General features: G+C 34.1%; 24 protein-coding genes. 17 read left to right on the top strand and 7 right to left on the bottom strand.

The genetic code is table 11. The features are described from left to right. The first annotated feature begins 198 nt into the window (after nt 1-198). The 3 genes from C6989_RS10115 (at nt 199) to C6989_RS04475 (ending at nt 1,231) form a co-directional block, all read left to right on the top strand. Complete coding sequence (locus C6989_RS10115) at nt 199-297, top strand: excalibur calcium-binding domain-containing protein (RefSeq protein WP_255464635.1); 99 nt, start codon at nt 199-201, stop codon at nt 295-297. A 137-nt stretch (nt 298-434) separates the two neighbouring features. Beyond that, nucleotides 435-686 (top strand): hypothetical protein, encoded by a 252-nt coding sequence (locus C6989_RS04470; RefSeq protein ID WP_182126445.1) that lies wholly within the window; start codon nt 435-437, stop codon nt 684-686. Nucleotides 687-1,021: 335 nt separating this feature from the next. Continuing rightward, nucleotides 1,022-1,231, top strand: coding sequence for a hypothetical protein (locus C6989_RS04475; protein ID WP_148702904.1), 210 nt, complete (start codon nt 1,022-1,024; stop codon nt 1,229-1,231). Nucleotides 1,232-1,279: 48 nt separating this feature from the next. Here the strand turns inward: C6989_RS04475 and C6989_RS04480 are convergent, their stop codons facing one another. Then, nucleotides 1,280-1,813: a hypothetical protein gene (locus tag C6989_RS04480; RefSeq protein ID WP_148702905.1), complete on the bottom strand. Its 534-nt coding sequence runs from the start codon at nt 1,811-1,813 to the stop codon at nt 1,280-1,282. Between the two features lie 1,123 nt (nt 1,814-2,936). Between C6989_RS04480 and C6989_RS04485 the strand changes: the two genes are divergently transcribed. The 3 genes from C6989_RS04485 (at nt 2,937) to C6989_RS04495 (ending at nt 7,442) form a co-directional block, all read left to right on the top strand. Continuing rightward, a complete protein-coding gene (locus C6989_RS04485; RefSeq protein ID WP_182126446.1) occupies nt 2,937-4,814 on the top strand; it encodes a DUF4377 domain-containing protein in 1,878 nt (625 codons plus the stop codon). Between the two features lie 44 nt (nt 4,815-4,858). Next, nucleotides 4,859-6,580, top strand: a complete 1,722-nt coding sequence (locus C6989_RS04490; protein WP_182126447.1) for a cache domain-containing protein — start codon at nt 4,859-4,861, stop codon at nt 6,578-6,580. A 466-nt stretch (nt 6,581-7,046) separates the two neighbouring features. After that, the gene (locus tag C6989_RS04495; protein ID WP_182126448.1) at nt 7,047-7,442 is read left to right on the top strand and encodes a histone; all 396 of its coding nucleotides are present in this window, start codon (nt 7,047-7,049) and stop codon (nt 7,440-7,442) included. Between the two features lie 268 nt (nt 7,443-7,710). Here C6989_RS04495 and C6989_RS04500 read toward each other — a convergent pair whose 3' ends face one another. Then, the gene (locus C6989_RS04500) at nt 7,711-9,246 is read right to left on the bottom strand and encodes an ArnT family glycosyltransferase (protein WP_182126449.1); all 1,536 of its coding nucleotides are present in this window, start codon (nt 9,244-9,246) and stop codon (nt 7,711-7,713) included. A gap of 82 nt (nt 9,247-9,328) precedes the next feature. Here C6989_RS04500 and C6989_RS04505 point away from each other — a divergent pair, with 82 nt between their 5' ends. After that, nucleotides 9,329-10,468 (top strand): glycosyltransferase, encoded by a 1,140-nt coding sequence (locus C6989_RS04505; protein ID WP_182126450.1) that lies wholly within the window; start codon nt 9,329-9,331, stop codon nt 10,466-10,468. Nucleotide 10,469: 1 nt separating this feature from the next. Here the strand turns inward: C6989_RS04505 and C6989_RS04510 are convergent, their stop codons facing one another. The 3 genes from C6989_RS04510 to C6989_RS04520 all read right to left on the bottom strand — a co-directional run bounded on the left by C6989_RS04510 (nt 10,470) and on the right by C6989_RS04520 (nt 13,879). Beyond that, nucleotides 10,470-10,664, bottom strand: coding sequence for a cupin domain-containing protein (locus C6989_RS04510; protein ID WP_148702911.1), 195 nt, complete (start codon nt 10,662-10,664; stop codon nt 10,470-10,472). 189 nt (nt 10,665-10,853) lie between these two features. Then, on the bottom strand, nt 10,854-13,379 hold the full coding sequence (locus tag C6989_RS04515; protein WP_182126451.1) for a sialidase family protein: 2,526 nt from the start codon (nt 13,377-13,379) through the stop codon (nt 10,854-10,856). Nucleotides 13,380-13,429: 50 nt separating this feature from the next. Continuing rightward, on the bottom strand, nt 13,430-13,879 hold the full coding sequence (locus C6989_RS04520) for a hypothetical protein (RefSeq protein ID WP_237087719.1): 450 nt from the start codon (nt 13,877-13,879) through the stop codon (nt 13,430-13,432). Between the two features lie 89 nt (nt 13,880-13,968). On the opposite strand from C6989_RS04520, the gene C6989_RS04525 reads away from it, so the two are divergent. The 9 genes from C6989_RS04525 to C6989_RS04565 all read left to right on the top strand — a co-directional run bounded on the left by C6989_RS04525 (nt 13,969) and on the right by C6989_RS04565 (nt 21,669). Then, entirely contained in the window at nt 13,969-14,820 is an 852-nt protein-coding gene (locus C6989_RS04525) for an ArsR/SmtB family transcription factor (protein WP_182126452.1), read from the top strand. A 197-nt stretch (nt 14,821-15,017) separates the two neighbouring features. Next, on the top strand, nt 15,018-16,073 hold the full coding sequence (locus tag C6989_RS04530) for a hypothetical protein (protein ID WP_182126453.1): 1,056 nt from the start codon (nt 15,018-15,020) through the stop codon (nt 16,071-16,073). 94 nt (nt 16,074-16,167) lie between these two features. Next, complete coding sequence (locus tag C6989_RS04535; RefSeq protein ID WP_182126454.1) at nt 16,168-17,529, top strand: hypothetical protein; 1,362 nt, start codon at nt 16,168-16,170, stop codon at nt 17,527-17,529. Continuing rightward, on the top strand, nt 17,526-18,749 hold the full coding sequence (locus tag C6989_RS04540) for a hypothetical protein (protein WP_182126455.1): 1,224 nt from the start codon (nt 17,526-17,528) through the stop codon (nt 18,747-18,749). The genes C6989_RS04535 and C6989_RS04540 overlap by 4 nt, the downstream gene beginning before the upstream one ends. A gap of 3 nt (nt 18,750-18,752) precedes the next feature. Continuing rightward, nucleotides 18,753-19,367 carry a hypothetical protein gene (locus C6989_RS04545; RefSeq protein WP_182126456.1) on the top strand — a complete coding sequence of 205 codons (615 nt, stop codon included), beginning with the start codon at nt 18,753-18,755 and terminating at the stop codon, nt 19,365-19,367. Next, complete coding sequence (locus C6989_RS04550; protein WP_182126457.1) at nt 19,364-20,029, top strand: hypothetical protein; 666 nt, start codon at nt 19,364-19,366, stop codon at nt 20,027-20,029. The genes C6989_RS04545 and C6989_RS04550 overlap by 4 nt, the downstream gene beginning before the upstream one ends. A gap of 521 nt (nt 20,030-20,550) precedes the next feature. Then, on the top strand, nt 20,551-20,826 hold the full coding sequence (locus C6989_RS04555) for a hypothetical protein (RefSeq protein ID WP_182126458.1): 276 nt from the start codon (nt 20,551-20,553) through the stop codon (nt 20,824-20,826). A 127-nt stretch (nt 20,827-20,953) separates the two neighbouring features. Further along, a complete protein-coding gene (locus C6989_RS04560) occupies nt 20,954-21,376 on the top strand; it encodes an MreC domain-containing protein (protein WP_182126459.1) in 423 nt (140 codons plus the stop codon). Between the two features lie 113 nt (nt 21,377-21,489). Continuing rightward, nucleotides 21,490-21,669 (top strand): hypothetical protein, encoded by a 180-nt coding sequence (locus tag C6989_RS04565; RefSeq protein WP_182126460.1) that lies wholly within the window; start codon nt 21,490-21,492, stop codon nt 21,667-21,669. A gap of 135 nt (nt 21,670-21,804) precedes the next feature. On the opposite strand, the gene C6989_RS04570 is transcribed toward C6989_RS04565, so the two are convergent. Beyond that, nucleotides 21,805-23,010 carry a cation:proton antiporter gene (locus tag C6989_RS04570; protein WP_182126461.1) on the bottom strand — a complete coding sequence of 402 codons (1,206 nt, stop codon included), beginning with the start codon at nt 23,008-23,010 and terminating at the stop codon, nt 21,805-21,807. 229 nt (nt 23,011-23,239) lie between these two features. Here C6989_RS04570 and C6989_RS04575 point away from each other — a divergent pair, with 229 nt between their 5' ends. Further along, nucleotides 23,240-23,650 (top strand): cupredoxin domain-containing protein, encoded by a 411-nt coding sequence (locus tag C6989_RS04575; protein ID WP_255464653.1) that lies wholly within the window; start codon nt 23,240-23,242, stop codon nt 23,648-23,650. 48 nt (nt 23,651-23,698) lie between these two features. Here the strand turns inward: C6989_RS04575 and C6989_RS04580 are convergent, their stop codons facing one another. After that, entirely contained in the window at nt 23,699-24,418 is a 720-nt protein-coding gene (locus tag C6989_RS04580; RefSeq protein WP_182126463.1) for a proteasome assembly chaperone family protein, read from the bottom strand. Nucleotides 24,419-24,427: the final 9 nt, after the last annotated feature.

Consider the following 24,427-nt stretch of genomic DNA (forward strand, 5'->3'; position numbering starts at 1 on the left):
GATGTGCATGATGAATGGCACTCTCAAAGAATACCTAAAACCACACCACCAAAAGTTTGCCGGGATATCCGTTGACAATATTATCTGTCTTGAAGGAAAACAACTGATGTTCAAACATGATCAACTCCTGCACTGAAAAATCAAAATAACTGTGATCCATCATATCCTGACTTTTGTATTCCATCTCCCCAATCAGACTTGAACTGTATAGATGTAGTTTACAAGAAATTTACTCTACTGCAACCAGATCCTCACAACTTTGATGGTGACAAAGACGGAATTGGTTGTGAAACCTAAACCCTAAATTCTGTGATATAGTAGCTTTTCTTGTTGAGTTACAGAACTGCAGTATTTTCTAAAAAAGAGATGGCAATAATTCTTGGCGTATCCACTATAGTATCCATTGTGTTGTATGTGACTTATACTGTGGGACGATGAAACCAGTAATCCCACTAATCATTGTCTTTGTTGTTGCAATAATTATTGGAATGATGGGCAGCTCAAACTATGATGCATATGTTACAGAGCGAGATCAGAGAAATCTGCAAGCAGCAGTTGAGGACTGCAAGAGTTTGTTTTCACAGGGCCAAGAGCAAGAAGATTGCATTACAAAGTCCCTTGATGTCTTTGGAACAGAATATCAGCAAGCACAATGGCAAAACAGAGACTATACTCTAAACCCTTAGGAATATTACAAAATCTATTTCAAAAATTAGTATTTGGACTCAATTCTTTGATTTGATATGTGTACAAATTTTTTTAAAAAATAAAAAATTTGTTAAGAACATTAATACCCAATTGTCATCATTGCGGGAAACCATTTGAAAGCAAAGACAAGAAATTTTGTCATGAAAGTTGTAGAGATGCACACATCTTAGAAATGAGAAAAAATTCAAAGAAATATCTAAAAATGATCCTGGCCATACCAAGAAATTATCCTCTGATTAGTTTTTAGATTATTTTAGTCATATTTCGTATTTTCAAAGCTCTTAATTTGCTAATATTACAAAATAATTCTAGTTTGTCTTTTGAAAAAGATGTCCAAGCACTCAAAAAAGCATTAGCTGACACTGATAGTCGAATTCAAAAATTAGAAGAACATCGAGAATCTGAAATCAAGAAACTTGGCAATAAAAATTCAGAGACAATACATAGACTTGAGAGAAACCTAGAGAATCTGCGCAAAAAACGGGCCCTCATTTTATCTGAATTAGAATTTTTTAAAAAATAGTATTGTGCTTGTTATTACCATTCGTGGACATTTATTTTTTAAAATATCTCATAACATCTTTCGTTCTATTTTGTGATTGTATTTATGCTCGTAATCCCATGAGAATAGTGTTTTTTGTGGATCATTAGCGTATATCTCTATCCAAAATGATGGACACATCTCATTATGTAATCTAAAAGATTTTCCAACTATTTCCTCTTTATCTGTAATTATTTGAATGTATTTTGTTTTTTGATTTTCATTGTAGCACATGTTAAATTTTGTAAGAAATTTCTCTTGGCCAATTTTGATTACAGTTAGTATTTTTGCATTAGATGAAACTTCAGATATCTTTGATTTCTTTTGATTAAAATTATTTTTTTCTATGAAATTAGGATCTTTGAATAACATCATACATTTGTCCATTATGGGATAAGCTGGATATCGTTTCTGAAATCCATCTTCCCCCATAATTAAAAATTTTGGATATATGTTTGTGCAACGTATCTCGTCTGATTTTTTTAAAGACGTTGCAAAAGAATCAGGCAAAAAATAACTTCCAAATAGCATGGCAGCTAAAAGAAAAACCATAATTTTTTGCATGATTCACACATGTATCAAACAATAATAAGAAAAGAAACACGTCTCAATTTTTACACATGGACATAATTTAGTTTGAGACATGCTTCTTGTTTTTCTTATTATTCACCGGTAGTTGATTTTCTTTTTCTTTTTACCAATGTTTGATCCTCCAAAATCAAAATCAAAAATTAGTATTTTAGATGTGAATCTTTTATTCTCTGTCAGGATAAAGTCAACCAGTTAACTTCGTATGTGTATTAATCAAGAAATCCCTTTCTTAAATACAAAAATCATTGATCTCTTTTGAAACAATGAAGAAGATTAGAAAAAAACTGTTTGCAGAAGATACGTTATTGGAGAAAACCTGCAAAACATGCAATGAAAAATTTGTTAATCGTTCCAGTGAGTATTGCTCAAAGGACTGCGCAAGTTAGTCAAAAATCTTGATTTTTTATCAGGATCTGTAAAGAAATCATAAGATAATTCAATTGTACCTAAAACAAGAATACTTGTTAAAACAGGAAGAATTACTTGTTCAATAATTTTTATAATTAAATTTATTTATAAACAAAATGGTGCGGCATCAAACTAATTTCACAAAACTCGCCCCAGGCACACAATTGTGTTGAATTTGAGAACAAAATATTTCATCTGAGATCTTTTTTGAGATAAAATTTCTTTTTTGTTATAGATGCAATTAATTCGCATTGATAAGAACAATAACTACCTGAATTATCAGCAAATTGCCTTCCACAGCACATACAGTGCTCAAATCTCACGACATTTCCTCAAATGATATACATTCATTTGTGATTCTGATGGCTCACTGTTTTTATCGGCAAAAATGATGACAATGAATGTAGCACTGATGAATTTTTGAAATTTATGGACTTTCCTATTTTCAACAAACTAGTTGAGAAGGGAATAATTACTCCATGCAATCGTTAATTTCTTAATCCCTACGTCTATTTTTTTCCTAAATCTGTAATGGACTTGAACTAATTTGAAATTATAATGAATTGACATCATCATTTCATCTTTGCTTAGAAATTTTTCTTCAAGATTCTTGGAATGTTTGCTCCTTTGAATTTGGTACAACTTGATTTTCATCAAAACCTTTAAAGTACATTTTCTACCGTATACTATGAAACTAATTTGGATGATACTCCCAATGATTGCTTTGGGATTATTTGGAATATCAGAGTCTTTTGCACAAGAAGCAACTTCAACTGTAAATTCTTCTATTACTCAACAAAATCTAAAAGAAATGGTTGAAAACTGGATGAGCAATCCAGATGAAGATGATACAAAACAACGTTTAGAAATTATGAAAGCATATTATGCATTTGAAGAAACAGGACAACAATTAACACACAACCAAGAAGGATTGGTCTTGATGAACCAAATTAGAAAGATGGTTAGTCTGCAGATTCCAATAGAAGAGCTTGATGAATTACGAAGTCAAGTACAAGTGGAACTTGGATTGGAGATGCCTTTTGAAACTAAAATTTTCTATGTTGGCGCAAATCTGGTTGATTGTGTTGGGGTAGGGCCTATGAAATGCATGCAAATCCGTGAGGATCCTAATTCTAGATGGCAGAACTTTTATGATTCAATCAAAGGATTTGATTATACTGAAGGAAAGTCATACAAAATTTCAGTAAAAGTCACTGATATTGAAAATCCTCCTGCTGATGCATCAAGTAAAAAATATGAATTACTTGAAATCTTAGATCAAAAGTCATATGCAAAACACATTCCATACAAGGGATTATGTGCTCCAGGATTTGTTTCACTTGGAGAGATATGTGTTTTAAATGATAGATGTGGTCCTGGGATATATCCGGGTAAAGTCTGTGTTGTGGATGGAGTAAAGCAACCCTATCTCAAACCCCTACATCAAGGCAATGCAGGAATTGCTGCAAGTGATGTTGTATGTGCAGATGGGTTCAAACTGGTATTCAAGCATGATATTACTCCTGTATGTGTACAGCCATCTTCTGTTGACAAATTTGTAGAACGTGGATGGTATTTGGAGCCACCAGTTGTAGCATGTACTTTGGAATTTGCTCCAGTATGTGGAGTTAATGACAAGACGTATGGCAACATGTGTGCACTAAATGCAGATCATGTTACAATGAAAAGTAAGGGTGAATGTAAAAATATGACTGATAACACCTCTGGAATTTTTAATGATGCTTTGAAGTATACATCAAAACCCCTAGTTGAAGATGAACAAAAAGGATATGCAGTAACTGAAATTGCAAGTGGTGTTTATTGGCTTGTTGGAGGTGGCTATCAGACAATGTTTCTGACTACAGGACAAGGAGTTGTTGCATTTGATGCTCCTAAACCAATTGGCGAGAAATATCTGCAAGCAATAAACGAAGTTACTGATGAGCCAATAACTCACATGGTTTATTCGCATCACCATCAGGATCATACAGGTGCTGCAGGAGAAATATTTTCCAAAGATGTAATTTTCATTGCACACAAAGATGCTGCTAAACTTTTAGAATCAGACAATGATCCTAATAGACCATTCCCTACACAAATTTTTGAAGGTGATTTTAACACTTTAGAAATAGGTAGCAAAACAATTGAATTCCATGATCTTGGAGAATTTCATTCAAAGGGAAATATGCTGATCTTGTTGCCTGATCACAAGATAGCAATGCTAGTTGATTTGTTCAGACCTGCCGAATCACCCTATCGTGCATTTGGTGTAACTCCAGACATTGAACTTTACTTGGAAAGTCATGATGTTTTACAAACTTTTGATTTTGATGTACTTATTTCAGGACATACAAATCTTCTTGCAACAAAGAAACATGTTGATACAAACAAGATGTTCACATTAGATGTACTACAAAATGCAAAGAATGCTTTAGCATTATCAGATGTTCCAATTGATACTTGTACCACTAATACTATACAACAATGGGAGGGAAGACTAGGAAATTTGGATGCATTTATGGTAGATCATTGCACTGCAATGATTGATTATTTGGAATCTAAATAGACTAGTTCATAATTAAAATACTTTGAAATATTCCATAAATCTAGATGCAGACCTTTACTAGTATCAGTACAAAACTCATAGTTTTAGTACTTACCATCAGCATTACATCAATTGCAGTAACAACTGGATTGGCGTATAATTTTGTAGATTCTATTATCAAAGAAGATTTCAAAGAATCTCTAAAGGATGAATCTGAAACAAGAGGTAATACAATCACATCAATCATTGAATCAAGAATTAACAAATTACAAGAATTTTCACAAAATGAGTCTCTTTTACATGCCTTTGATGTGCTGATACCTGCCTTGGATGATACTTCATTTGATAGAATTCTTGATGAACAATCCCCAATACTGCATTATGAGTTTAATTCATTTCAATTAAACGAGTTTGAAGCTGGAATACGAGATCTTCAGATAATCAATATGCGAGGAAAACCAATATTTTCTTTAAATGAAAAAATTGATCCTACTACTTATGTCAAAAGTAATTACAAAGTAAGCCAGCCTACTGTACAATTTATTCAAGATATAGACAAGACACGCTTGCTCAAAATTTCTATTCCCGTTTATGACAAAAATGAAAATCAAGACGGAGTCATGATTGCCACGATGGGTAGTTCTGTGTTTGACAATATTCTGCTGAACAGATTTGGATTGCATGATTCAGGGGAAGTATACTTGGTAAATGAAAATAAAATGATGATTTCTGAATCAATATTTTTTGAAAATGCCAAATTTAATCAAAAAGTAGACACATTTGCAGTGTCTGAGTGCTTTGAAAAAGGAAATAACGTAGAGGCTGCCGAATATACAGATTATAGAGATGTTGATATTTTTGGTTATTCTTATTGTAAACCTGATTTAGGATTTGTTTTACTAACTGAAGTGGATGAAGCAGTAATTCTAAAGCCAATAACAGAACTTCAAAACAGAATACTCGTTGTAGGTATAACTCTTATGGTAATTGCAAGTATTGTTACATTTGTTCTCTCAAAGAGAATATCTACGCCAATTCTAAAACTTCGCAATGCTGCACAAGAACTGTCTTCAGGTAATTTTGATGTAAGAACAAACCTCAAAACAAATGATGAGATTGAACAACTATCCACATCTTTTGATGATATGGCAGAGACATTACAGGAAACAATTTCTGCAATAGGAAAACGTGAAAACCTGATTAAAAGACAAGATGATATTCTCTTAAAGTTCTCTGAGCAAAAAAGAGAAGGCTATGTTTGTCTAATTGACTTGGTAGGCTCACTTTCATTAACGGAAACCCTTTCTGAAGACAAAAAAAGACGTTACAGTAAAATCTTTACGGATTCAGTAATTCCAATTATCAAAAAATATGAAGGAATACCAATCAAAATTATAGATGATGCCATATTGTTTTATTTCCCAATATCTGATGATGATCAAAAATCTCTATCAAATACATTGAATTGTTGTCTGGATTTGACCAAATTAGATAAAGAACTAGATGAGAAAACAAAATCTGAGAATCTTCCTGGCATGTCTTATAGAATAAGCTCTGCATTTGGAACAGTTAATGAAGCCAAGACCTCCGATTCTGTACTAGATGATATTTTTGGAGAGCCAGTAAATACAGTCTTTATGATTAATCAGTATGCACTACCTAACACTGTAGTCGTTGATTACTCTATTTACGAAAAAGCAAAAGACCTCAGTTTCAAATTTACTAAATTAACCCGAAGTATAATCAAAGGATTGGAATATACTATTTTTGTAGTTTCGCTAAAGTAACAAATTTTTTCCTAGTTGGGTCAATACTCCCTAAACAGCATTTGACATGTAAACCCAGAATCTTGATCTGATTAGGTTCTTTTAAGGCTAAATCGATTGAACTCCGAGATATTGATTTTATTTGTGAGATATTAAAAATGACAAATCGTTCATTGATGTTAAATACAAAATTTTTCTATATTGTTCATGATGAATGTATGGAAATGTTATCGGTGTGATCTGTCATTTGCCAAGGAATCTTATGCCAATATGCATCATGAAATAACAAAACATCCGTTTAGATCAATCGAATACATTGGTGCATAAAATACAAAATATCAGAAGAACTTTTCAATGACGGTAATTGATTTTCATACATCATGGTCCAATATTTTAAAATTCATTGTAGTTTAACAAAATAAAATTAACAAAAGCTCAACTTGTACATCTGTTTTATATTTAAACTCTATTAGAATTGAATTCATGTATGGCATCTGCCAAAAAAATAATCAAGAAAGTTGCAAAAAAAGCAAAACGTACCGCAAAAAAGACAGCACCTAAAGCAAAACGTACTGTCAAACGCGTTGCAAAAAAAGCAAAACGTACCGCAAAAAAGACAGCACCTAAAGCAAAACGTACTGTCAAACGCGTTGCAAAAAAAGCAAAACGTACCGCAAAAAAGACAGCACCTAAAGCAAAACGTACTGCTAAGAACAAAGCATCAAAAGCAAAACGTACCGCAAAAAAGACAGCACCTAAAGCAAAACGTACTGTCAAACGCGTTGCAAAAAAAGCAAAACGTACCGCAAAAAAGACAGCACCTAAAGCAAAACGTACTGCTAAGAACAAAGCATCAAAAGCAAAACGAAAAACAAAACGTTAATCTACTTTTGGGAATCCATATCTTTATTTTTTACTTATAATCAACTTAAATGCTATAGTTGGAAATGTTATATGGTGTGCTAGGTGGAACTGCTTTTCCATAACACTTCGTTTAGCTAGTCACCATTTTTTCTCATTTCGGAAACAATTGTGACAACAACGATTGCCAAACTTATTCCAATTAATCCTATCCTACGAACCACTTTTCTCACTAAACCAGTTCAAATCTTATAGGATTCAAACTAAATTCTCATTTATCAATAACTAGTCTATGTTTTTAATTTGAATACCTGGTAGTACTGATTTTCATTGACAAGTTCATAGTGTGTTTTTATCTGTTCAATGTTATCTGTCCAGAATTTTGCAGCATTTGCAGAGTCGGAGTCAGGTTCCACTCCAAGAATAATCCATTTGTTGTGATTCCATGGTTCTTTGAAATATGGTTTGTGCAGGAACGATTCAATTCCTTCATGAAAATCAATCAATTCAATTCCTGATGAAATCATTATTCTATGTGCTTGTGATGATCCTGTCATGATCAAAACTTTTCCATCATCATAATTGTCATAAAGAAAATCTGCTGTATGTTTTGCAAATGGTGCTTGCTTGTATATCCATCCACCATATGCGTCAAGATATGTTACCACTCCAAATGTTGGAGTGATGATCTGAAATACAAACATTCCTGCAACCACAAATCCCAAAATAGTTTTTTTGTTGATTTTTTCTAATTTCATCAACAATAATGGTGCTAATACTATTGCAAGAGGATACAGAAATGTTGCAAATCGTGAATTAAACCACCATTGACTCATCTCCCCTATGCCAATGAACATGGTAAACAGTGTAAACAAGACAGGCAAAGACATGTAAAAATACACAGAGCTTGGAATGGACTTTATCTTCTCCTTTAGATGCAAAAAGTATCCTCCTGCTGCAAATGCAAGGATTGGTCCTGCAATCATTCCAGCTGCTGCACCATAGATGTAAAGCACATTGTGTGGTTGAAGATACAAAAAGTCTCTGTATGGTCTTTCAACTGCTTGTGATGATGCTGCATAGAATTGTGCATTTGCAAATTCAAAAGGATTTTGGTAGATTATCAAATTCCATCCTACCCAGAAAACTATTCCGGTAAAAGATACTAGTGAAACTAGTATGATTGTTATTTTGTTAGAACTAGTTTTAGTCTTTATTGCAAAAAATAATGCAAACAATACGATAGCTGGTGCAAGAATCCAAGCTTCATATCTGCATAGTGTGGCGAGTACAACAAACACAGATGAAATCAAAATGAGTTTTAGATTGAGATCCTCAGTCACCCATTTTTGTAAAAAGTACACTGATGCAACAAAAAATAACAAGAAAGGAGCTTCGGTCATTGCTGTAATGCCTAGATATAGTAAATTAGGATTAGATGCATAAAGAATACCCCCAATAATTCCAATCCATGGCTTACTGGTTTGTTTTAGTATTATCTTGTAAATGAGAACTGAAGTCATTGCATGCAATGGTATATTCACCAATCCTGCAAGTCCAGAACTAAACAAAGAATCTATCAAAGAAAATGGCAACATCATAAGATGGGGTAATGGGAGCCAAACTGTTCCCATCTGAATGATTCCTGGATCATTACTGTCCACAAACCTTCTTGCACTGTACAAATGAGACACTGCATCCCCATAATACAGAAATGAATTTTCATCAATTAGATACAAGATTCCAACTGAAACAATTCCAAACAGAATTGCGGCAATGAAGACTAGTCCTGAGATTCTTGCCCTGTTTTGAAGTAATGTGGACATTCTTTTTGTTCATCTGTTCCTAAGTTAATAATGATTCAGCTAGTATGAAATAGAGCCATTCTAGAACTAAATCAGATACACAATGACAGAAAATCAGGTCTCGGTGATTATTCCTACATTCAATGAATCTGAGAATATCTGTAATGTGTTGGATTTAATCAAAGAACATCTTCCAAGGATTAATCTTGAGGCAATAGTAGTTGATGATAATTCTCCTGATGGAACAGGAAAAATTGTTGAAGATTATGTAAAAATCAAGGGAAATGAAGAATATTCTGTATCCGTTATCCATAGAAAAACAAAATCAGGTCTCAGTTCGGCAATTCTAGATGGTCTAAAAAAATCCAATGGAGATACAATAGTTGTAATGGATTCTGATTTGTCACACCCTCCACAAATAATACCAAAGATGCTAGAAACACTGAGAAAGACACAGTGTGATATTGTTGTGGCTTCAAGATATGTTGCAGGAGGGGCAATTCAAGGATGGCCATTTAAAAGAAAATTGATGAGCAAGATTGCAACCAAAATTGCAAAAAAAGGGTTAGGGATTAATTCTGATGATCCAATGTCTGGATTTTTTGTATTTAGGAAGAAAATCACAGAAGGGCTAAAGTTTGATGCTATCGGTTACAAGATGTTATTAGAATTACTTGTTAAAGCAAATGGTGTAAAAGTAGAAGAAGTACCATACACCTTTACCGATAGAAAGAAAGGCTCAAGCAAACTTGACACATCCACAATTATTGACTATTGCAAGTCTGTATGGAAACTGTATAGATATGGTAGACAAGTAAGAAAAACAGAAAAAAGGGTTTCAGTTAGGTTTCTCTCAAAGGCTGCACGATTCTTTACAGTTGGAGCATCAGGTCTTGGTGTAAATTATTTGGCATCATTGTTGTTTTCATCTAGTCTTGATATGTGGTATCTTCATGCTACTATTCTTGGAATTGTGTTTTCTATTACCAGTAATTTTGTACTAAACAAATATTGGACATTTGAAGATAGAGACTTTGCGCCAAAGAAAACTGCAATCCAGTATGGAAAGTTTGCAGGGTTTAGCTCAATTGGTGCACTAGTTCAACTTGGAATGGTGTATTATTTGGTAGATGGATTTAGCTTGTCGTATCCTGTAGCATTAGTGTTGGCAGTTGGGACTGCAGCATTTAGCAACTTTGTACTAAACAAGAAATGGACATTCAGAGAAAAAGTCTGGAGCTAGATTATCTTACATAATCGTCTTCTAATCTTTTAATATCTAATTCATCAAATACTCTAAATGATATTTCCAAGATTTTCATGTCTATAATTGCCTCTAGTCTATGAACTGCTTTTTTTGGAATTACTATTTCGTCTCCTGTCTGTATATTTTGTTTTTCTTCTAATATGGCATATCCTTCTCCACTTAGAACTACCATTTTTCAGATCTTTGTTCATGGAATTGAAGATTGGTTCTGTTACCTGCAAGTATGGTGATTATTTTGATAGTGGTTTCGTTATCTGTTAGTTGCTCAAAAAACCCTCATGGCTTGTTGACTTTCATTTGTATCTAATCCAAATAGAATTAACATTATAACTCCATTGCAATTTTTGATAGTCATAGTTTCTTATTCTTCAAATTTAAAAACTAGATTTGTATAGTATGCATGAGTTGCATCTTCTCGAATATTTTCCATGATACACAGCATTGATTCATTTTCAATTATTTTGGCATTGTCTGGGAATTCTACGTCTGTTTCAAATAACGAACCATATCTTATGTTATAAACTCCCTCTGAATCTGGAAGATATCCCATCTGTCCTGACTTTATGATTACAGTTTTCACATCTGGTTTTATTGGAATTCCAGATGGATGTGCTGATTCAACATTTACTCTTTGATCTCCACAAAACATGGGATATCTGTGACCATCAGCAGGAATTCCATACCTGTCTCTTGGAATTTTAGAATCATCCCATGCATCATTTCCATTCTCGTCAAAGAATCCCCATCCTTGACGATGAGATTCTGGCAAAAAATCCCATGTCTTTCCACGATTATCTCCATCATGTCTTAATGGCTGAAACTGCCAAAATGTTGCACTGCCTCTAACATTTTCAGATATTTCTGTAATTGTAATTGGAATCATTCCTCTTTTGTTAATTACGTCGCCAATTTCTAATACTATGCGAGATGTTGGGCCTGGAGAATACTCGTGAAATGTATTCTCTTTTGGAATATTTTCTACATAATCTTGGTTGATCTCATCCCACTCCCCGTCAATTATTGCTGAATGTATTTTGTTTATCTGTGCTATTTGTATTGTAATATTTTTTGTCTCATGTGTTTCAATTACACTCTGGAAAGGCCCATCACTGGGAATGTCTTCAACATTTGATACTACAAATGTTCCATTGATTGTAACAATTGGAGGAATTGTTTTTCTTACATTTACAATATCAAGATTAATGGATTCTTCATCTCCTGCAGACAAAAATATAGGACTAGATTGAATGAATTTTTTTGCAGCATGCAATGATAAAAGCTCTTGTCCATCTTCTAAGAGCCACCCTCTGTTTACTAGTTCCTCGTAACTGTCTGCACTAACACATACTGGTTGACTGTCTCGCTCTCTTAATGATAAAATATATCCTACAGTACGGTCTTCTTTGCATTGCACATCTGAAAGTTCGATACCTAAAGATACTTGTTTGATTGGTGCTTTATTGTCTAGTTTTTTGCCAAAACAATTATGGTCGGACCCATTTGGACTGAGATTTATAACCTCTCCAAATGATTGACCTTTATTACTGCTAAATGAATAGAGTAGACAATTTTTGTTATTGTTTCCCTCTGTTACAAAATGAATGTTGTTTTTGTCTGCTGCAAATTTTGGCATCCATCCAACTCTTGTTTGAATGTCTTTTAGAATGTCTATTGGTACTGAGTAAACATTGTCATTTTTTGATGTAAAATACACTGCTGCATCATCGTATGGTGGATTCTTTTTTGTAATTGCAATTTGATATAGAGTGTCTTCTTCTAGCATTGTTGTAATGTATCCCTGATTTGCTAGTTTTTCATTTAATGGTATTTGCATTGTGATGAAATCTTTGCCTTTGTTGGTACTATATGCAAGATATATCTTAAATTCTTGAGTTTTCCCATCCCAATATTCAGATTTCCACAAAACATACACTGAATCATTATGTGCAAATACAAAATCACCTTCTATACCTACAGTATCAATTGACTTTGGATCAGAATCAAATGTAATTATCTCGTCAAATGTATTTCCACCATCATGGCTTTTTGTAAATACCTTATACCATCTCTCAGTAATTCCCCCATCTCCCTTCTCAAACACTCTTTCTCTCCATGAGACATAGACGTTTTCTTCAAACACTGCAAACTGGGGATGAGTCACTGATGTCTTGCCCCCATTGACATTTACTATTTCAGTTAGTTTACCGTTAGGCAAAATTTTTCTAAGATACAACGAACCTTTCTCATCAAAGTCATTTCTGTCATCAGATAAAATGTAAATTGTATCCTCGTACATCTTTACTGTTATCTCTTGGTCTGATTGTTCATGGTTAAAGATAACTGTTGGCTCTGAGAATGTATCTCCAAAATCATTGCTAGTCATAACTATGATACTGTTTTGTTTGGTTGCTCTATCCCAATTACTTCCAAAAACATAGACAATATCATTTACTTGCTGTACTGATGCAGGACGAAAAATTGACTGATTGTTTTGCGGAATTGATTTTGGTTTGCTGAATGTTTTTCCATCATCGTTGCTTTTTGCAAAAAATATTTGGTCATCTCCATCTTCAGAATTTCTGTCTTCCCATAACAGATAGACATTATTTTCATATACGTGAATTTGTGGTCGTGGATAAAATGATGTTCCATTTGTAATGTTTATTGACTCTTGTATTGTTTTTCCATCTATAACTTTTGTAAAGTAGACATCCCCAAAACTGGGGTGGTTGCTCTCAAGCCAAACAACGTATGCATCATTTCCGTTTACTGCAATGTTAGGATCGTTGCTGCCTCTTGATGTTTTTTCATTATGGTATGCTTCTGCTGATGTGATTCCAAAGGAAAAAAATATCACAAATACCGCTAGTATGATTTCTTGTCTCACTTTACTATTGCACTTTGACGCTCGTGTAAACTTTATCATGATAAAAAAAATTAGATGGTGTCTAGATTATTTGGCAGTGCTTTTACAACCTTGAAGATCTTTACCGTGTAATCCCCTTCAAAGATATTTGTGACCTTGCCTGAATCAGAATCTACACTCCTTACCCTAAACTTGTATTCGTAGGTGTCATCTCCGTTCACGCCTACCTGAGCCACATGAACTGGTATGATGCCACTTTCTTCGTTGAAGAACTGGATAATTACCGGATATTCGTAAGCAGGATTGTTTATGGTTCCTCTTACTGTTCCCCATGGTAGGGTGTTGTCTTTTGGAACAGTCATTTTTGTAACAATTTTTTCTAGACTTTTGTTCTCATCTAATGGAATGATATCCTGTGATTCTGCAAAGGAGAGAGGGGTTGTTGCAAAAACCATTACTACAGAAAACATTCCAAGTACAAATACTAGATGATTTTTTTGTTTGGTTAAACTTACATCCATCATAAATTGTATTTGTATTTTATTTATAATGTTTGATTCAATTCAAATTTTACCAATTAATTCATAAACTATGAAAAAAGTATTTTTTTGTGGATTCAAAAAAAGACGAAAATGATGATATTGAGATTATATCGACACATGATAAACGAGTAAAACTTGTAGGTGAAATATTTGGTAATGATTCAAGCAGGAAAATCTTGAATCTTCTAAACACCACTACTGAGATGAGTCTAAATGAGATTGCACAAAGTACTGGGCTTTCCCTTGCACTAGTGACTCATCATATCAAGCGAATGCAATCAGCTCAACTAGTCCAGGTTAGTAGAATCGGCAAGTCAGTTAAAGGAAATGAGATGAAATATTATGCTGCAACAAATCAATCACTCTTAATTGTTCCATCAAAGGAACCTGAAAATTCTGTTATTGATTCACTGAAAAAGTTTTCAAAGTTTATTGCAATTGGATTGGCAGGATTTGTTTCGTGGGTTACAGTACGCCCTGACAGTAATACTGCTGTACTGACTCAACAACCACATAGCGAGGGAATAGATGCTGACTCTGATGTAATAGTAAGTAATGAATGGGGACTATCTGAATCAAATACTGATTCAGATGAAGATATAATTTTGAACTACAATCAAGAACCTGAACCTGAACCTGAACCTGAACCTGAACCTGAACCTGAACCTGAACCTGAACCATCACATTCAGGAATAGAAATCTCTGATTTTTCAGATTCTGATGCAACTCTTACAGGTTCCATTTCTATGGATAGAACTGTATATCCAGAGCCATTTAGTACTGCTGGTGTAGAATCTGCAGAACCTTTGTTTTTCTCAATTCTAATTCCAATTGCAGTTATTGCGTGTGGTATACTTGTTGAACGAATTTTGTCACGTTGGTATCATAAAAGAAAACAAACATTCAGTGAGGTATCATAATTGAATCAGTGTAAGGGAAATTGCTGCAAATCTGAATCAACTCCTAGACATTCTGCGTATCAAACAGGTGGATGTTATTGTAAGATATGTGACTATTTCTTTAAAGAAAAATTCTTGCGATGCCCTTGTTGTAATATTCGTGTGAGATACTCTACTCGTTCAAACAAACGAAGACAAGAATCTGAGATAATACGAATATGAATTCTTTATTTTTAATAATTGTAGGAATTCTTGTAGTTGGGTTTTTTGCAACTTTTGTTTTTAGTACACAATCCACACCAACATCTTATGCTGATTCTATCTTTGAATCATGTTATGATGATGATGAATGTACAATTGACATGATGTACCAGTTGTCTCAAAACAATTCTACCCAAACAGTGCTTTTGACAATTGATGATTTAGTGGATTTGTATGTTGATGCTGACTTTTACTGTCATCCTGCTGCTCACCATCTTGGAGAATTTCTTTACGGATATGTAGGCCGTAATTTGGAAATGGCATCAGACATCTCTGATTATAGGTGTGCATCAGGAATTATGCATGGACTAGTTGAAAACACCATTCAAATTGAAAACATGCTTGATGGAACTCCAATTGAGTCAGTAGATATCCGAGAATCATGTAAAACTATAGGTGATGCATTAGGTGATGATGCAAAAAAAGAATGCATTCATGGCATGGGTCATAGCCTGATTAAGATATATGATTATGATACAACTCAGGCACTTGAGAGATGCAATGAATTTGATACGTGGAATGAGGTATACATGTGCAATGGCGGCTTGTTTATGCAAAACATTGCAAAATATGCCGAAAATAGACAAGGAGATTTTGATGAATCCGATTTGTATTATCCGTGCAACCAAATAGATGGGACAAAAAATGCAGAAGCTGCTACGCTTTGCCATCGGTATCAGGCAAATTACTTTCTAATTCAAACAGACTATATTTTACAAAATGCATATTCGCTATGCTCTGGAATTGAAGATCAAAGATACATTGGTATCTGCTACAAAGGAGTGGCAGCACATCTTACAAAAGATAACTTTGATGTTTTAGATAATACTCAACTGATGTGTCTTTCAACTCCTCCTCAATACCAAGAACAATGTGTGATTGGTGCAATAGAGTCACTTACAAGATTTGTATCTGATGAAAAGGCAAGTGAATTTTGTAATAGGCTTGATGGTGATTTGCAAAAGACGTGTCAAAACAGAATGAACTCCCTTATTGATAGTAGGTATGATTGAATTAGAAAAAACAGGTTTGTTACAAAACATCAGTAGCCTTTTTCAACAATGGATCAATACTTCATACTGTGTAAAGTATTTTGTAATTTTTCTTATGGTGGGTTCTTTTTTTACAATTAGCACTGCCTATGGCATATGGCTTCCACAGTCTCCAGAAGAACTGCTGGAAGAAAGTCAGGCAATCTTTGTTGGAATCATAACGTCTGTAAACAAGTTGGAACTTGAACAACCGATACATAATGAGGATTTTCCATTAATCCTTGATGAATACACTGTATATGTGGAAGAATCTGTTAAAAATACGCAAATTCCAGAAACCCTGACTGTGAGACAGCCAACAGTAAGTACTCCTGGCAGGCTTTTCCCGTATGAGGGATTTGAAATTGGGGACAGGGTGTTATTTTATGTAAAGTCATTCGATGGCACTAGCACATATTCAAAAGAATCGTTTTTGATTCCAAAGCAATGCGATACGTTTTCTGTAATCACAAAACCACGTATGATTGGAAGCGATTACATCATGATGCAAAATGGTGTTGAAAAACAAGACAACTTTACTGCAAACTCCCTCATGCAATTTACAGCTAAAAGAGACATGGGAACATTGTCTGGTGCAAGTTTGGAATATGACGTGTTTATCAGCAAGCAAGTGGGAGGTACATACAAGAACATTGTACTGAATCAAACCGTTACTGGAAAAGCACAACCTTGCGAATGGCTATCAGTTGCCCAGTGGGAGTTTACGCCAGATACTGGAAACTATCTTCTAAATGGTAGGGTTTACAAAGTAATGTCTAATTTTTCAATTAGCAATCAGTTCTTCTCTGTACTGGCAGAGCCGCCACTAAAACAATTCAAGTCTGGAGTTCCATTCTCTGAAATAAAATGCAATGGAGATCTTCAGTTAACTCAAAGATATGATGACAGTCCTGCTTGTGTAAAATCTGAAACAGTTTTTGAGTTGATTAAAAGAGGTTGGGTCAGCAACATTATCATGGCCGTCCAGTCGCGAGATGTTTTCTTGGAACAAGATGCAACTTCATCATACATGGAAAAAATAGTTCCAACGCTTGATGATTTCAAACATACATTATCCGACTCATATGACATCAACACCATATTCTCAAAATTTGGTGAACCTCACAAGGACATTGGGAGTGGAATTCACATCTATGTCTATGAGTTAAACGATAACACTGAAGTTTGGATTGGATATGTTGACGATATTTGGTATGTAAAACATGTTGATTTGAATGGGAATGTACTGGAGGAGTTGTTTGAAAAAAATGAATACAATACTCCTGACGGACTAAAAGGAGTCTTTGGCAATTGTGCCTGTCAAGAAAGAACAAAGACAAATCCTGATACCATGGAAAGATGTCCTCAGCCAGAATATTCTTGGGAAAACTCTACACATTACATAAACAACAACATTTGTGAGTGGAGGGAGAAATGAACACTAGGCTTTTGATAATAATTGGAGTTGTCATTGTCATTTCTGTGATTTTCGGAGTTGCATTTCAGATGCCTTTAAACGATTCAAAAAACAGTTTTGAGTCTACATTAAAAGAAGAACAAATTGATCTAACTCAAAGAAATCCAATCATAAAAGGAGATTCTAGTAACAAGAGTCAAAGTGACAATCCCGATACTCCAGAAATATTACGTCAGGGTGATACAAAATTTGTAAATCCAAATCACGATCATCGAAAATATTACAAAACAACTCAAGTGATAGATGATACCTATCTTGGCAAGAATGTACAACAATGGCAAGATGCTTGGGACTGGGAACTAAAATCCAACTATGAAATTTACAAAGACGAATTTTATGAAGAACTTGGAAAACTGTTAGTTAAAAATGAAATAATACAAGTAATGAATCAAGTAGGCATAGTCAATGCAAATGATGACATTACTGTGCATCAAGGATACTCTTTGCTATCATTACCTCCTCATGTTGGATTTACTTCTGTGATTAATGCAACTGACGGCAACTCTTACCTTGTAGAATCTTCTTCACATTCCAACCGAGTTAGCTTTTATGCCATAACGCAACTGACATTTTTTGATACTAGCAAGGAACTATCCATAACAGACATCATACATCATCCACAGCAAATCCATATCTTTCCTGAAGACGAAAATAAATCAAAATCAATACCACCTGTTTTGATAATTCATGTTGATGATAATATGGTACATTTTGTAAATAATACTCCTGAAACTATACGAATACAAGAGTCAGGTACTGGTGAGATACCAAGAGAACATGAACTAGCATGGATTGGATCTGCAATACCCCCTTTTGAAAATGAACAGATAATTTTTGACAAGCCGGGAATTTATGAATGGGATGCAAGAATCGCACCAACTTTTGAGAATCCGTTATGGTGGGATTCGCATACTAGCGGAGATGTTGTAGTTTTAGCTGATGATGTAGATGACTTGCCATTAGAAGACAAATTGCGTATGGGCAGAGAAATACTGAAAATCTCAGAGATTCCAGCAGCCGGAATGGGCATAGGTAATGCAGATAATGCTCTGAAGGTTAGCTTGAGATCTGCTGTTTACGAAATGTTGCCTGATGCCGTACAATACTACCAAGGTAGGGCAGAACAGCTAGTGCCGTTTGATATTCCAATAATCATAGAAGACCCTTATCGCAGAGATTAGAAAATGAAGACTAGGTTTTTAATTCTGACTTTTTTGGTTTTGATTTCGTTTGGATTTCAAGAATCTTATTCCCTTTCGTGTGTTATTCCAAATCTTGGTGATGTTTATGACTCATCTGATTATGTTTTTCATGGTATGGTATTAGACAAAAACTATCTAACATTGGACTCTCGCATGCCTGTTGTAACTTTTCAGATTCAGGAATCCTTTAAGGGAAATGCAATTGAGCAAATCTCAGTAACTGTTAATGAAAATTGGGATTATCAGTTTGAAGATGGATTTGAGTATGTTGTGTTTGTGTATCGAGAAGAATTATCATTAATGACAGATCCATGTTGGCCAAAATTCCACGCATTTCACTCTACATTAGATATTGTAAAAAAATTGGCCCAATCTGATGCTGAAATTAGATTTCAGACAACTGAATTTGTCTATGAATCTCTTTTGCCAGAAGAGCGTAAAGAACTTGAAGAAAACCAAAAAATCATACACGAAAAGAAACTGGAGAGATGGGATGAGATTACTTTTCAAAAACAGATGACTGTTTTTGCAGGTATCTTGATGATTCCAGTTGTTGCAGTAATGGCATTTGTATATTTTAGGAGAAATAGAAAATGAAAACTGAATATGGGATTATACTGGTAGTTGGAATTTTGGTATCTGCCATACTTGGCATGATTGTAATCCAACCTGAAGACATTCCAAGTTGGAGACCTCTTGAATCATTTACAATAAACAAGATGTCTTTTTCTGATGACAGTGAGATTTTTTCAAAGATAAAAAATTTACAAGACTCCTCATGTTATACTAGTCCCAATGAAAATCAATTCTGCTACAAACATCCACGAATAGATGATCGAGGGTTTGGAATATCTGTCATTTATGGAGAAAACAGAGTAGATGGAGAGATGCACTTTGATCCTGTTTCAAAAGGGGTAGATTATTTTACAATATCTGATATGAAACTACTTGATAAAGACTCTGTATTGATAATTCTTGAGGACAAAAATTACTCTTATACTGACATTAACGGCTCAAAACACTCAATTGGTGAGTTTGAATATTCTATGATTCTTGAGCCCTTTGACTCGTTTATCTCTCATTGTCATAATGATGAGGGTACTATCGTCATGATGGTGCAATATCTTGGTGTAACTACAATTGATGACATTGATTATTTTGTAACGTGGCATACTACGGCACATTCTGAGCAGGGAATTCCATGCAAATATCCTGATATAATGCAGCAAAGCTTGGTATTTGATTTTGGAGATTTATAAAAAATGAAAATTAAAATTTTGATAACTACATTATTGTTTGTGAGTATTTTTGGAACTGTCTATGATGTTCCTGAACTTGATCCTAGTCATGTTTTTTCCATGGGGTTTTTACCTTGAATGTTTACAACATGGAATGATTCCTTCCGGAACACGTTCTCAGCATTCGTGCCATCAAATTCAAGATTATATGACCATACTATTTCGTGAAAATTAAAAAATTGAAAGAGGGGGATTATTCTCTTCCCATGGCAGCGTATTTTCCCTTGCGACCTCTTACAAAAAATGCAGTAGCAATATATCCAATTAAAAGATACATTGTAGCACACTAGAATCCAATTGATTTCTCTCCTTGGATAGTTTTTTCCATATGTAACATGCATGACAAATAGATTTTTTGATTTGTCTTTATTGGCATAATTGTGATAAATGAAAATAAAACAATCACATACAATTGTCATTTATGAAAATCATTTGTGGTAATAGTAGTTGTTGGATAAATAACAATTTTGACTATTTTATGCATGGTTAAAGTTCACAAAGTTGGTAGTAGAGGCACCCGAGCATATGAAAAGGATGAAGGCCCACAAAATTGGGCAGGTGATGCATATCGAAAAGTCGAACAAGATAAAATGAAAAAAGTTCCAAAAGGAAAAACATTACATTTGGGTAGGGGAGTTAGAACCACTAAAGTAAAGGATCTGGCCGAACCAAAACCTAGACCTTCTACAGAAGGAATGACCCGAATTACTAATAGGGGAACAGGTAGCAGAGCAAGCAAAAATAAAGGAACAAAGTAATTCTTTATTCCTATAATTTTTTTATCTTAACACAAAGTTTTGGGTTATTTTTCTAAACTGATCTCTGATTTTCAAAATAGAGAATCTTACATGCTATTAAAATAAGATTTCTCATTCTAAAAAATTAATGAAATACAATATCGTTTTATTATTACTTTTATCCATAATTGTAATTTCTGTGCCTACTGGTATTGCTTTTGCAAGTGAAAGTAATGATGATGACAGATACGATGATGATGACAGATACGATGATGATGACAGATACGATGATGATGACAGATACGATGATGATGACAGATACGATGATGATGACAGATACGATGATGATGACAGATACGATGATGATGACAGATACGATGATGAATCTTCTTACAGAGATGAAATAAGCGGATATTCCGATTCATCTGAACTTGAAAAACTTAGACAAGAAAATCATCAACTAAAAAATGAGATAAAGCAATTGAATCAAAGAATAGATGATCTTCAACAAATTATCATGGAACAGATGAAGGTTATCTTAGATACATTGGTTAACCTAAAATCTCAATAATTCCTTTTTTATTATTCAGAAAGCTTGACATATTTTTTGTCATATCTATTATTGCTAAAATTATCGCTACACCTCCTAATGACAAACTGAATATTGCCAAGTCATAATTTCCTTTGAATGTTGACACATTATCTGAACTTATTTTCATTGATGACGCCTCTCATTCAGGTGATGATGAATCTGATGCATTTCACCAAGTAAAGGCTGCAGAATACCATGAACAACTAGAGTATTATGACAAGGCTGCAAAACATTACGAAAAAGCTGCAAAAATACGAATCCTTGGAGAATGATGCTCTTGCTGTTATGTACAATGGTAAAGCATCAGATCTATATGATATGTTAAATGACAAAGAGATAATTGCAAAACAAAAAGCAAACTGCTTGTTATGGCATTGCTTGTAGTTGCGATGAATTTGAAGAATAAATCAACTCTCTTTAAAAGAACTTCGAAGTAAAATTGGTGCGATAAATATTGTTGCTAAAATCACAAATACAATAGTAGAATAAATCTCATCTGTCAATATCTCAAATGCCAATCCAATACCTGCTACAATAAAAGCAACTTCTCCTCTGGCAATCATTCCAAATCCTATTCGTAATCCTTTTTTGTTTTTCATTAAAAGAGTGGCAGGTATTCCACAACCAATAATTTTGGAAATTACTGCAACTGCTAAAATTACTGCAAACAAAATCCAGTTAATTGATGAGATTTGTGTAATGTCTACATGTGCACCTATGATTGCAAAAAACAATGGTGCAACTATCACTTTTAGCCTACCTACAAATTCTCGCACTTGTATTGCTAGCTTTGATCCTGCTAATCCCATTCCTGCAGCAAATGCCCCTACTATTGGATTCAAGCCTGCACTTGCAGCTATTGCCCCTAGGCCAAATGCTGAACCCAATGCAACTCCTTGTCTGATACCTCTGGCCTCAAGGGTTGATGGATGTGTTTTTGAAACAATATGAACTATTTTTGGTAACAGATACACTGCTCCAAGTAAAATCAAAATCCAAAATCCTATCTCTATAACTGTAGTTATCACAACTGATTCAATTGTTGGAATTGTTTTAAGAGATACAATAGAAATTACTGCTGAAAGAATTGCTAATCCTAAAACGTCATCTAGTACCGCTGCATTAATTAAAATTTTTCCTTCTTTGGTTTTTTCTTTTCCTAATTCTTCTAAAATTACTACAGAAACTGCAATACTTGTTGCACTAAGTGTTGCACCAATAATTACGGCAACTGTCCAATCAAGTCCCATCTGAAGTGAAACAAAATATCCTAACACTAGTGGAATGACTACTCCTCCTATTCCTATTATTGCAGCTTTTGGTCCTGCCTTGATTAAATCATGAAATGTAAAATGCAATCCAGCTGAAAACAAGATTATAATTCCTGAAATTTGCCACAAGGCAAGCATTACCTCATTTAGTTCTACAATTGGCTTTTCAAAAATTGGAATTATCCCTCCTATTGCTGTAGGGCCTAGGATGATTCCTGCAAAAACATATCCGATAATCTCTGGAATTTTAAAATGGGAACATACTTTGCCTAAAAGCAATGCTGGAAAAACTAGGAATAAAACCCCAATAATTGTGGGAACTACGTCAAACTCTGATACCATTTGTTGTAAATTCTACATGATTTTCTAATAAAACCCTGATTCTATTTGCAGAGATGAAAATTAGACTCTGATCTACTATTGTCTGTTTTTCCTAAACTAATACTGATTCAAGATATTGATTATTACCAACATCAGTAAATATCAGAAATATCAAAAAAATTATGTGGGCTCAAAAGACAAAAAATTGATAATTGCTGTAATCTTGATAGGTGTTGTTTCTTTGACAGTAATGATAGGGTTTATTGGACAAGGAAACGTTCGTCATGTCTCGATTTTTTGGCAAGAACGAGTTGAGCAAACAGTTGTTTTTGAGGAAGTAGATGGGCAAGTTCATCTAAGAGGAATTTTAGGTGTAGGTGGAGAGCCAAACCCTCATCTGATTACCCGAACTAATTTTGCATATGTTCTAACTGTGATAAATAATGGTGAAACTCATCATAGACTCTACATAGAGGGATTAAATGTTCAAACAGACTTGCTAGAACCAGGACAACAAGATACAATCACAATTTATCCTGACAAAGAAGGCGTCTACAAATATTTTGACAAACGAGAAAGACTGGAACATTTGGGGTTACTTGAAGTAAAAAGTGTCATTCCTAGTGATGAATTTACAGGAATCTGGAATGACTTGATATGATTTTTCTAATATGATCTGATTTTTCATTAAGAGAATGTATTAAAAACACTATCCATACATTACATCTTTGATATTTCTTGTATCTTTTTGTGTTTTTTTGATCATCTTTTCAGCTTTTACCGTTTCATCTTCAATTAGTTTTAGATTACATGGTAAATTTGGAATTAACATTCCAATCGTTAAACATAGTTTTGCTCCATATTCCAAATCAGAATTCTCATTTTTTCCATCAGGATATATCAAAACTATCACATCTTGATTAGAGAATCTTCCTTGAACTAGTAACATTCCTGGAATTCCAGGCATGGTTGCATTCAAGGTTGCTCCTATCTCAAGTTTTTTCAAAATTTTTCTTGCATTTTCGGTATTTCCTATTGCAGTAATATCTTTTGAACTCTTTTTCTCTCTAAATTTCATACTACTTATGATCTGCTTGCATTTGTGTTTTCTTGCAAATTCTAAAATGGATGTTGCAATATCCCTTGAAAACGATTCAGACAAAAGAAGATGTGATATAATTACTGCAGTTTTGAGCTTTTCATTTACAAATATGTTTACAGGATATGTTGGAATTCCATCCCTTATGATTCCTATTGATGGAAAAGAATCTGAATCTATGAATCCTACAAATTTGAAATCAGAAGTTCTAATCATTGACTCTGCTGCAATACTTCCAGCATGTCCATCATATGAAAATCCATCTACAACATAGCCTCCCTTTATATCAAAATCTTCAATTTCTGTAATCTTGATGCTTGATTTTGGCATACAAAAAAT

Source organism: Nitrosopumilus sp. b2, assembly GCF_014078535.1.
GTDB classification, from domain to species: domain Archaea; phylum Thermoproteota; class Nitrososphaeria; order Nitrososphaerales; family Nitrosopumilaceae; genus Nitrosopumilus; species Nitrosopumilus piranensis.

What these genes read in the sequence shown, in the direction of transcription:
- C6989_RS04485 (WP_182126446.1), top strand. Translation starts at nt 2,937, where the DNA reads ATGAAACTAATTTGGATGATACTCCCAATGATTGCTTTGGGATTATTT.
- C6989_RS04500 (WP_182126449.1), bottom strand. Translation starts at nt 9,246, where the DNA reads ATGTCCACATTACTTCAAAACAGGGCAAGAATCTCAGGACTAGTCTTC.
- C6989_RS04495 (WP_182126448.1), top strand. Translation starts at nt 7,047, where the DNA reads ATGGCATCTGCCAAAAAAATAATCAAGAAAGTTGCAAAAAAAGCAAAA.
- C6989_RS04480 (WP_148702905.1), bottom strand. Translation starts at nt 1,813, where the DNA reads ATGCAAAAAATTATGGTTTTTCTTTTAGCTGCCATGCTATTTGGAAGT.
- C6989_RS04490 (WP_182126447.1), top strand. Translation starts at nt 4,859, where the DNA reads ATGCAGACCTTTACTAGTATCAGTACAAAACTCATAGTTTTAGTACTT.
- C6989_RS04560 (WP_182126459.1), top strand. Translation starts at nt 20,954, where the DNA reads ATGAAATACAATATCGTTTTATTATTACTTTTATCCATAATTGTAATT.
- C6989_RS04555 (WP_182126458.1), top strand. Translation starts at nt 20,551, where the DNA reads ATGGTTAAAGTTCACAAAGTTGGTAGTAGAGGCACCCGAGCATATGAA.
- C6989_RS04470 (WP_182126445.1), top strand. Translation starts at nt 435, where the DNA reads ATGAAACCAGTAATCCCACTAATCATTGTCTTTGTTGTTGCAATAATT.
- C6989_RS04535 (WP_182126454.1), top strand. Translation starts at nt 16,168, where the DNA reads ATGGTGGGTTCTTTTTTTACAATTAGCACTGCCTATGGCATATGGCTT.
- C6989_RS04510 (WP_148702911.1), bottom strand. Translation starts at nt 10,664, where the DNA reads ATGGTAGTTCTAAGTGGAGAAGGATATGCCATATTAGAAGAAAAACAA.
- C6989_RS04575 (WP_255464653.1), top strand. Translation starts at nt 23,240, where the DNA reads ATGATAGGGTTTATTGGACAAGGAAACGTTCGTCATGTCTCGATTTTT.
- C6989_RS04505 (WP_182126450.1), top strand. Translation starts at nt 9,329, where the DNA reads ATGACAGAAAATCAGGTCTCGGTGATTATTCCTACATTCAATGAATCT.
- C6989_RS04550 (WP_182126457.1), top strand. Translation starts at nt 19,364, where the DNA reads ATGAAAACTGAATATGGGATTATACTGGTAGTTGGAATTTTGGTATCT.
- C6989_RS04570 (WP_182126461.1), bottom strand. Translation starts at nt 23,010, where the DNA reads ATGGTATCAGAGTTTGACGTAGTTCCCACAATTATTGGGGTTTTATTC.
- C6989_RS04545 (WP_182126456.1), top strand. Translation starts at nt 18,753, where the DNA reads ATGAAGACTAGGTTTTTAATTCTGACTTTTTTGGTTTTGATTTCGTTT.
- C6989_RS04520 (WP_237087719.1), bottom strand. Translation starts at nt 13,879, where the DNA reads ATGGATGTAAGTTTAACCAAACAAAAAAATCATCTAGTATTTGTACTT.
- C6989_RS04580 (WP_182126463.1), bottom strand. Translation starts at nt 24,418, where the DNA reads ATGCCAAAATCAAGCATCAAGATTACAGAAATTGAAGATTTTGATATA.
- C6989_RS04530 (WP_182126453.1), top strand. Translation starts at nt 15,018, where the DNA reads ATGAATTCTTTATTTTTAATAATTGTAGGAATTCTTGTAGTTGGGTTT.
- C6989_RS04540 (WP_182126455.1), top strand. Translation starts at nt 17,526, where the DNA reads ATGAACACTAGGCTTTTGATAATAATTGGAGTTGTCATTGTCATTTCT.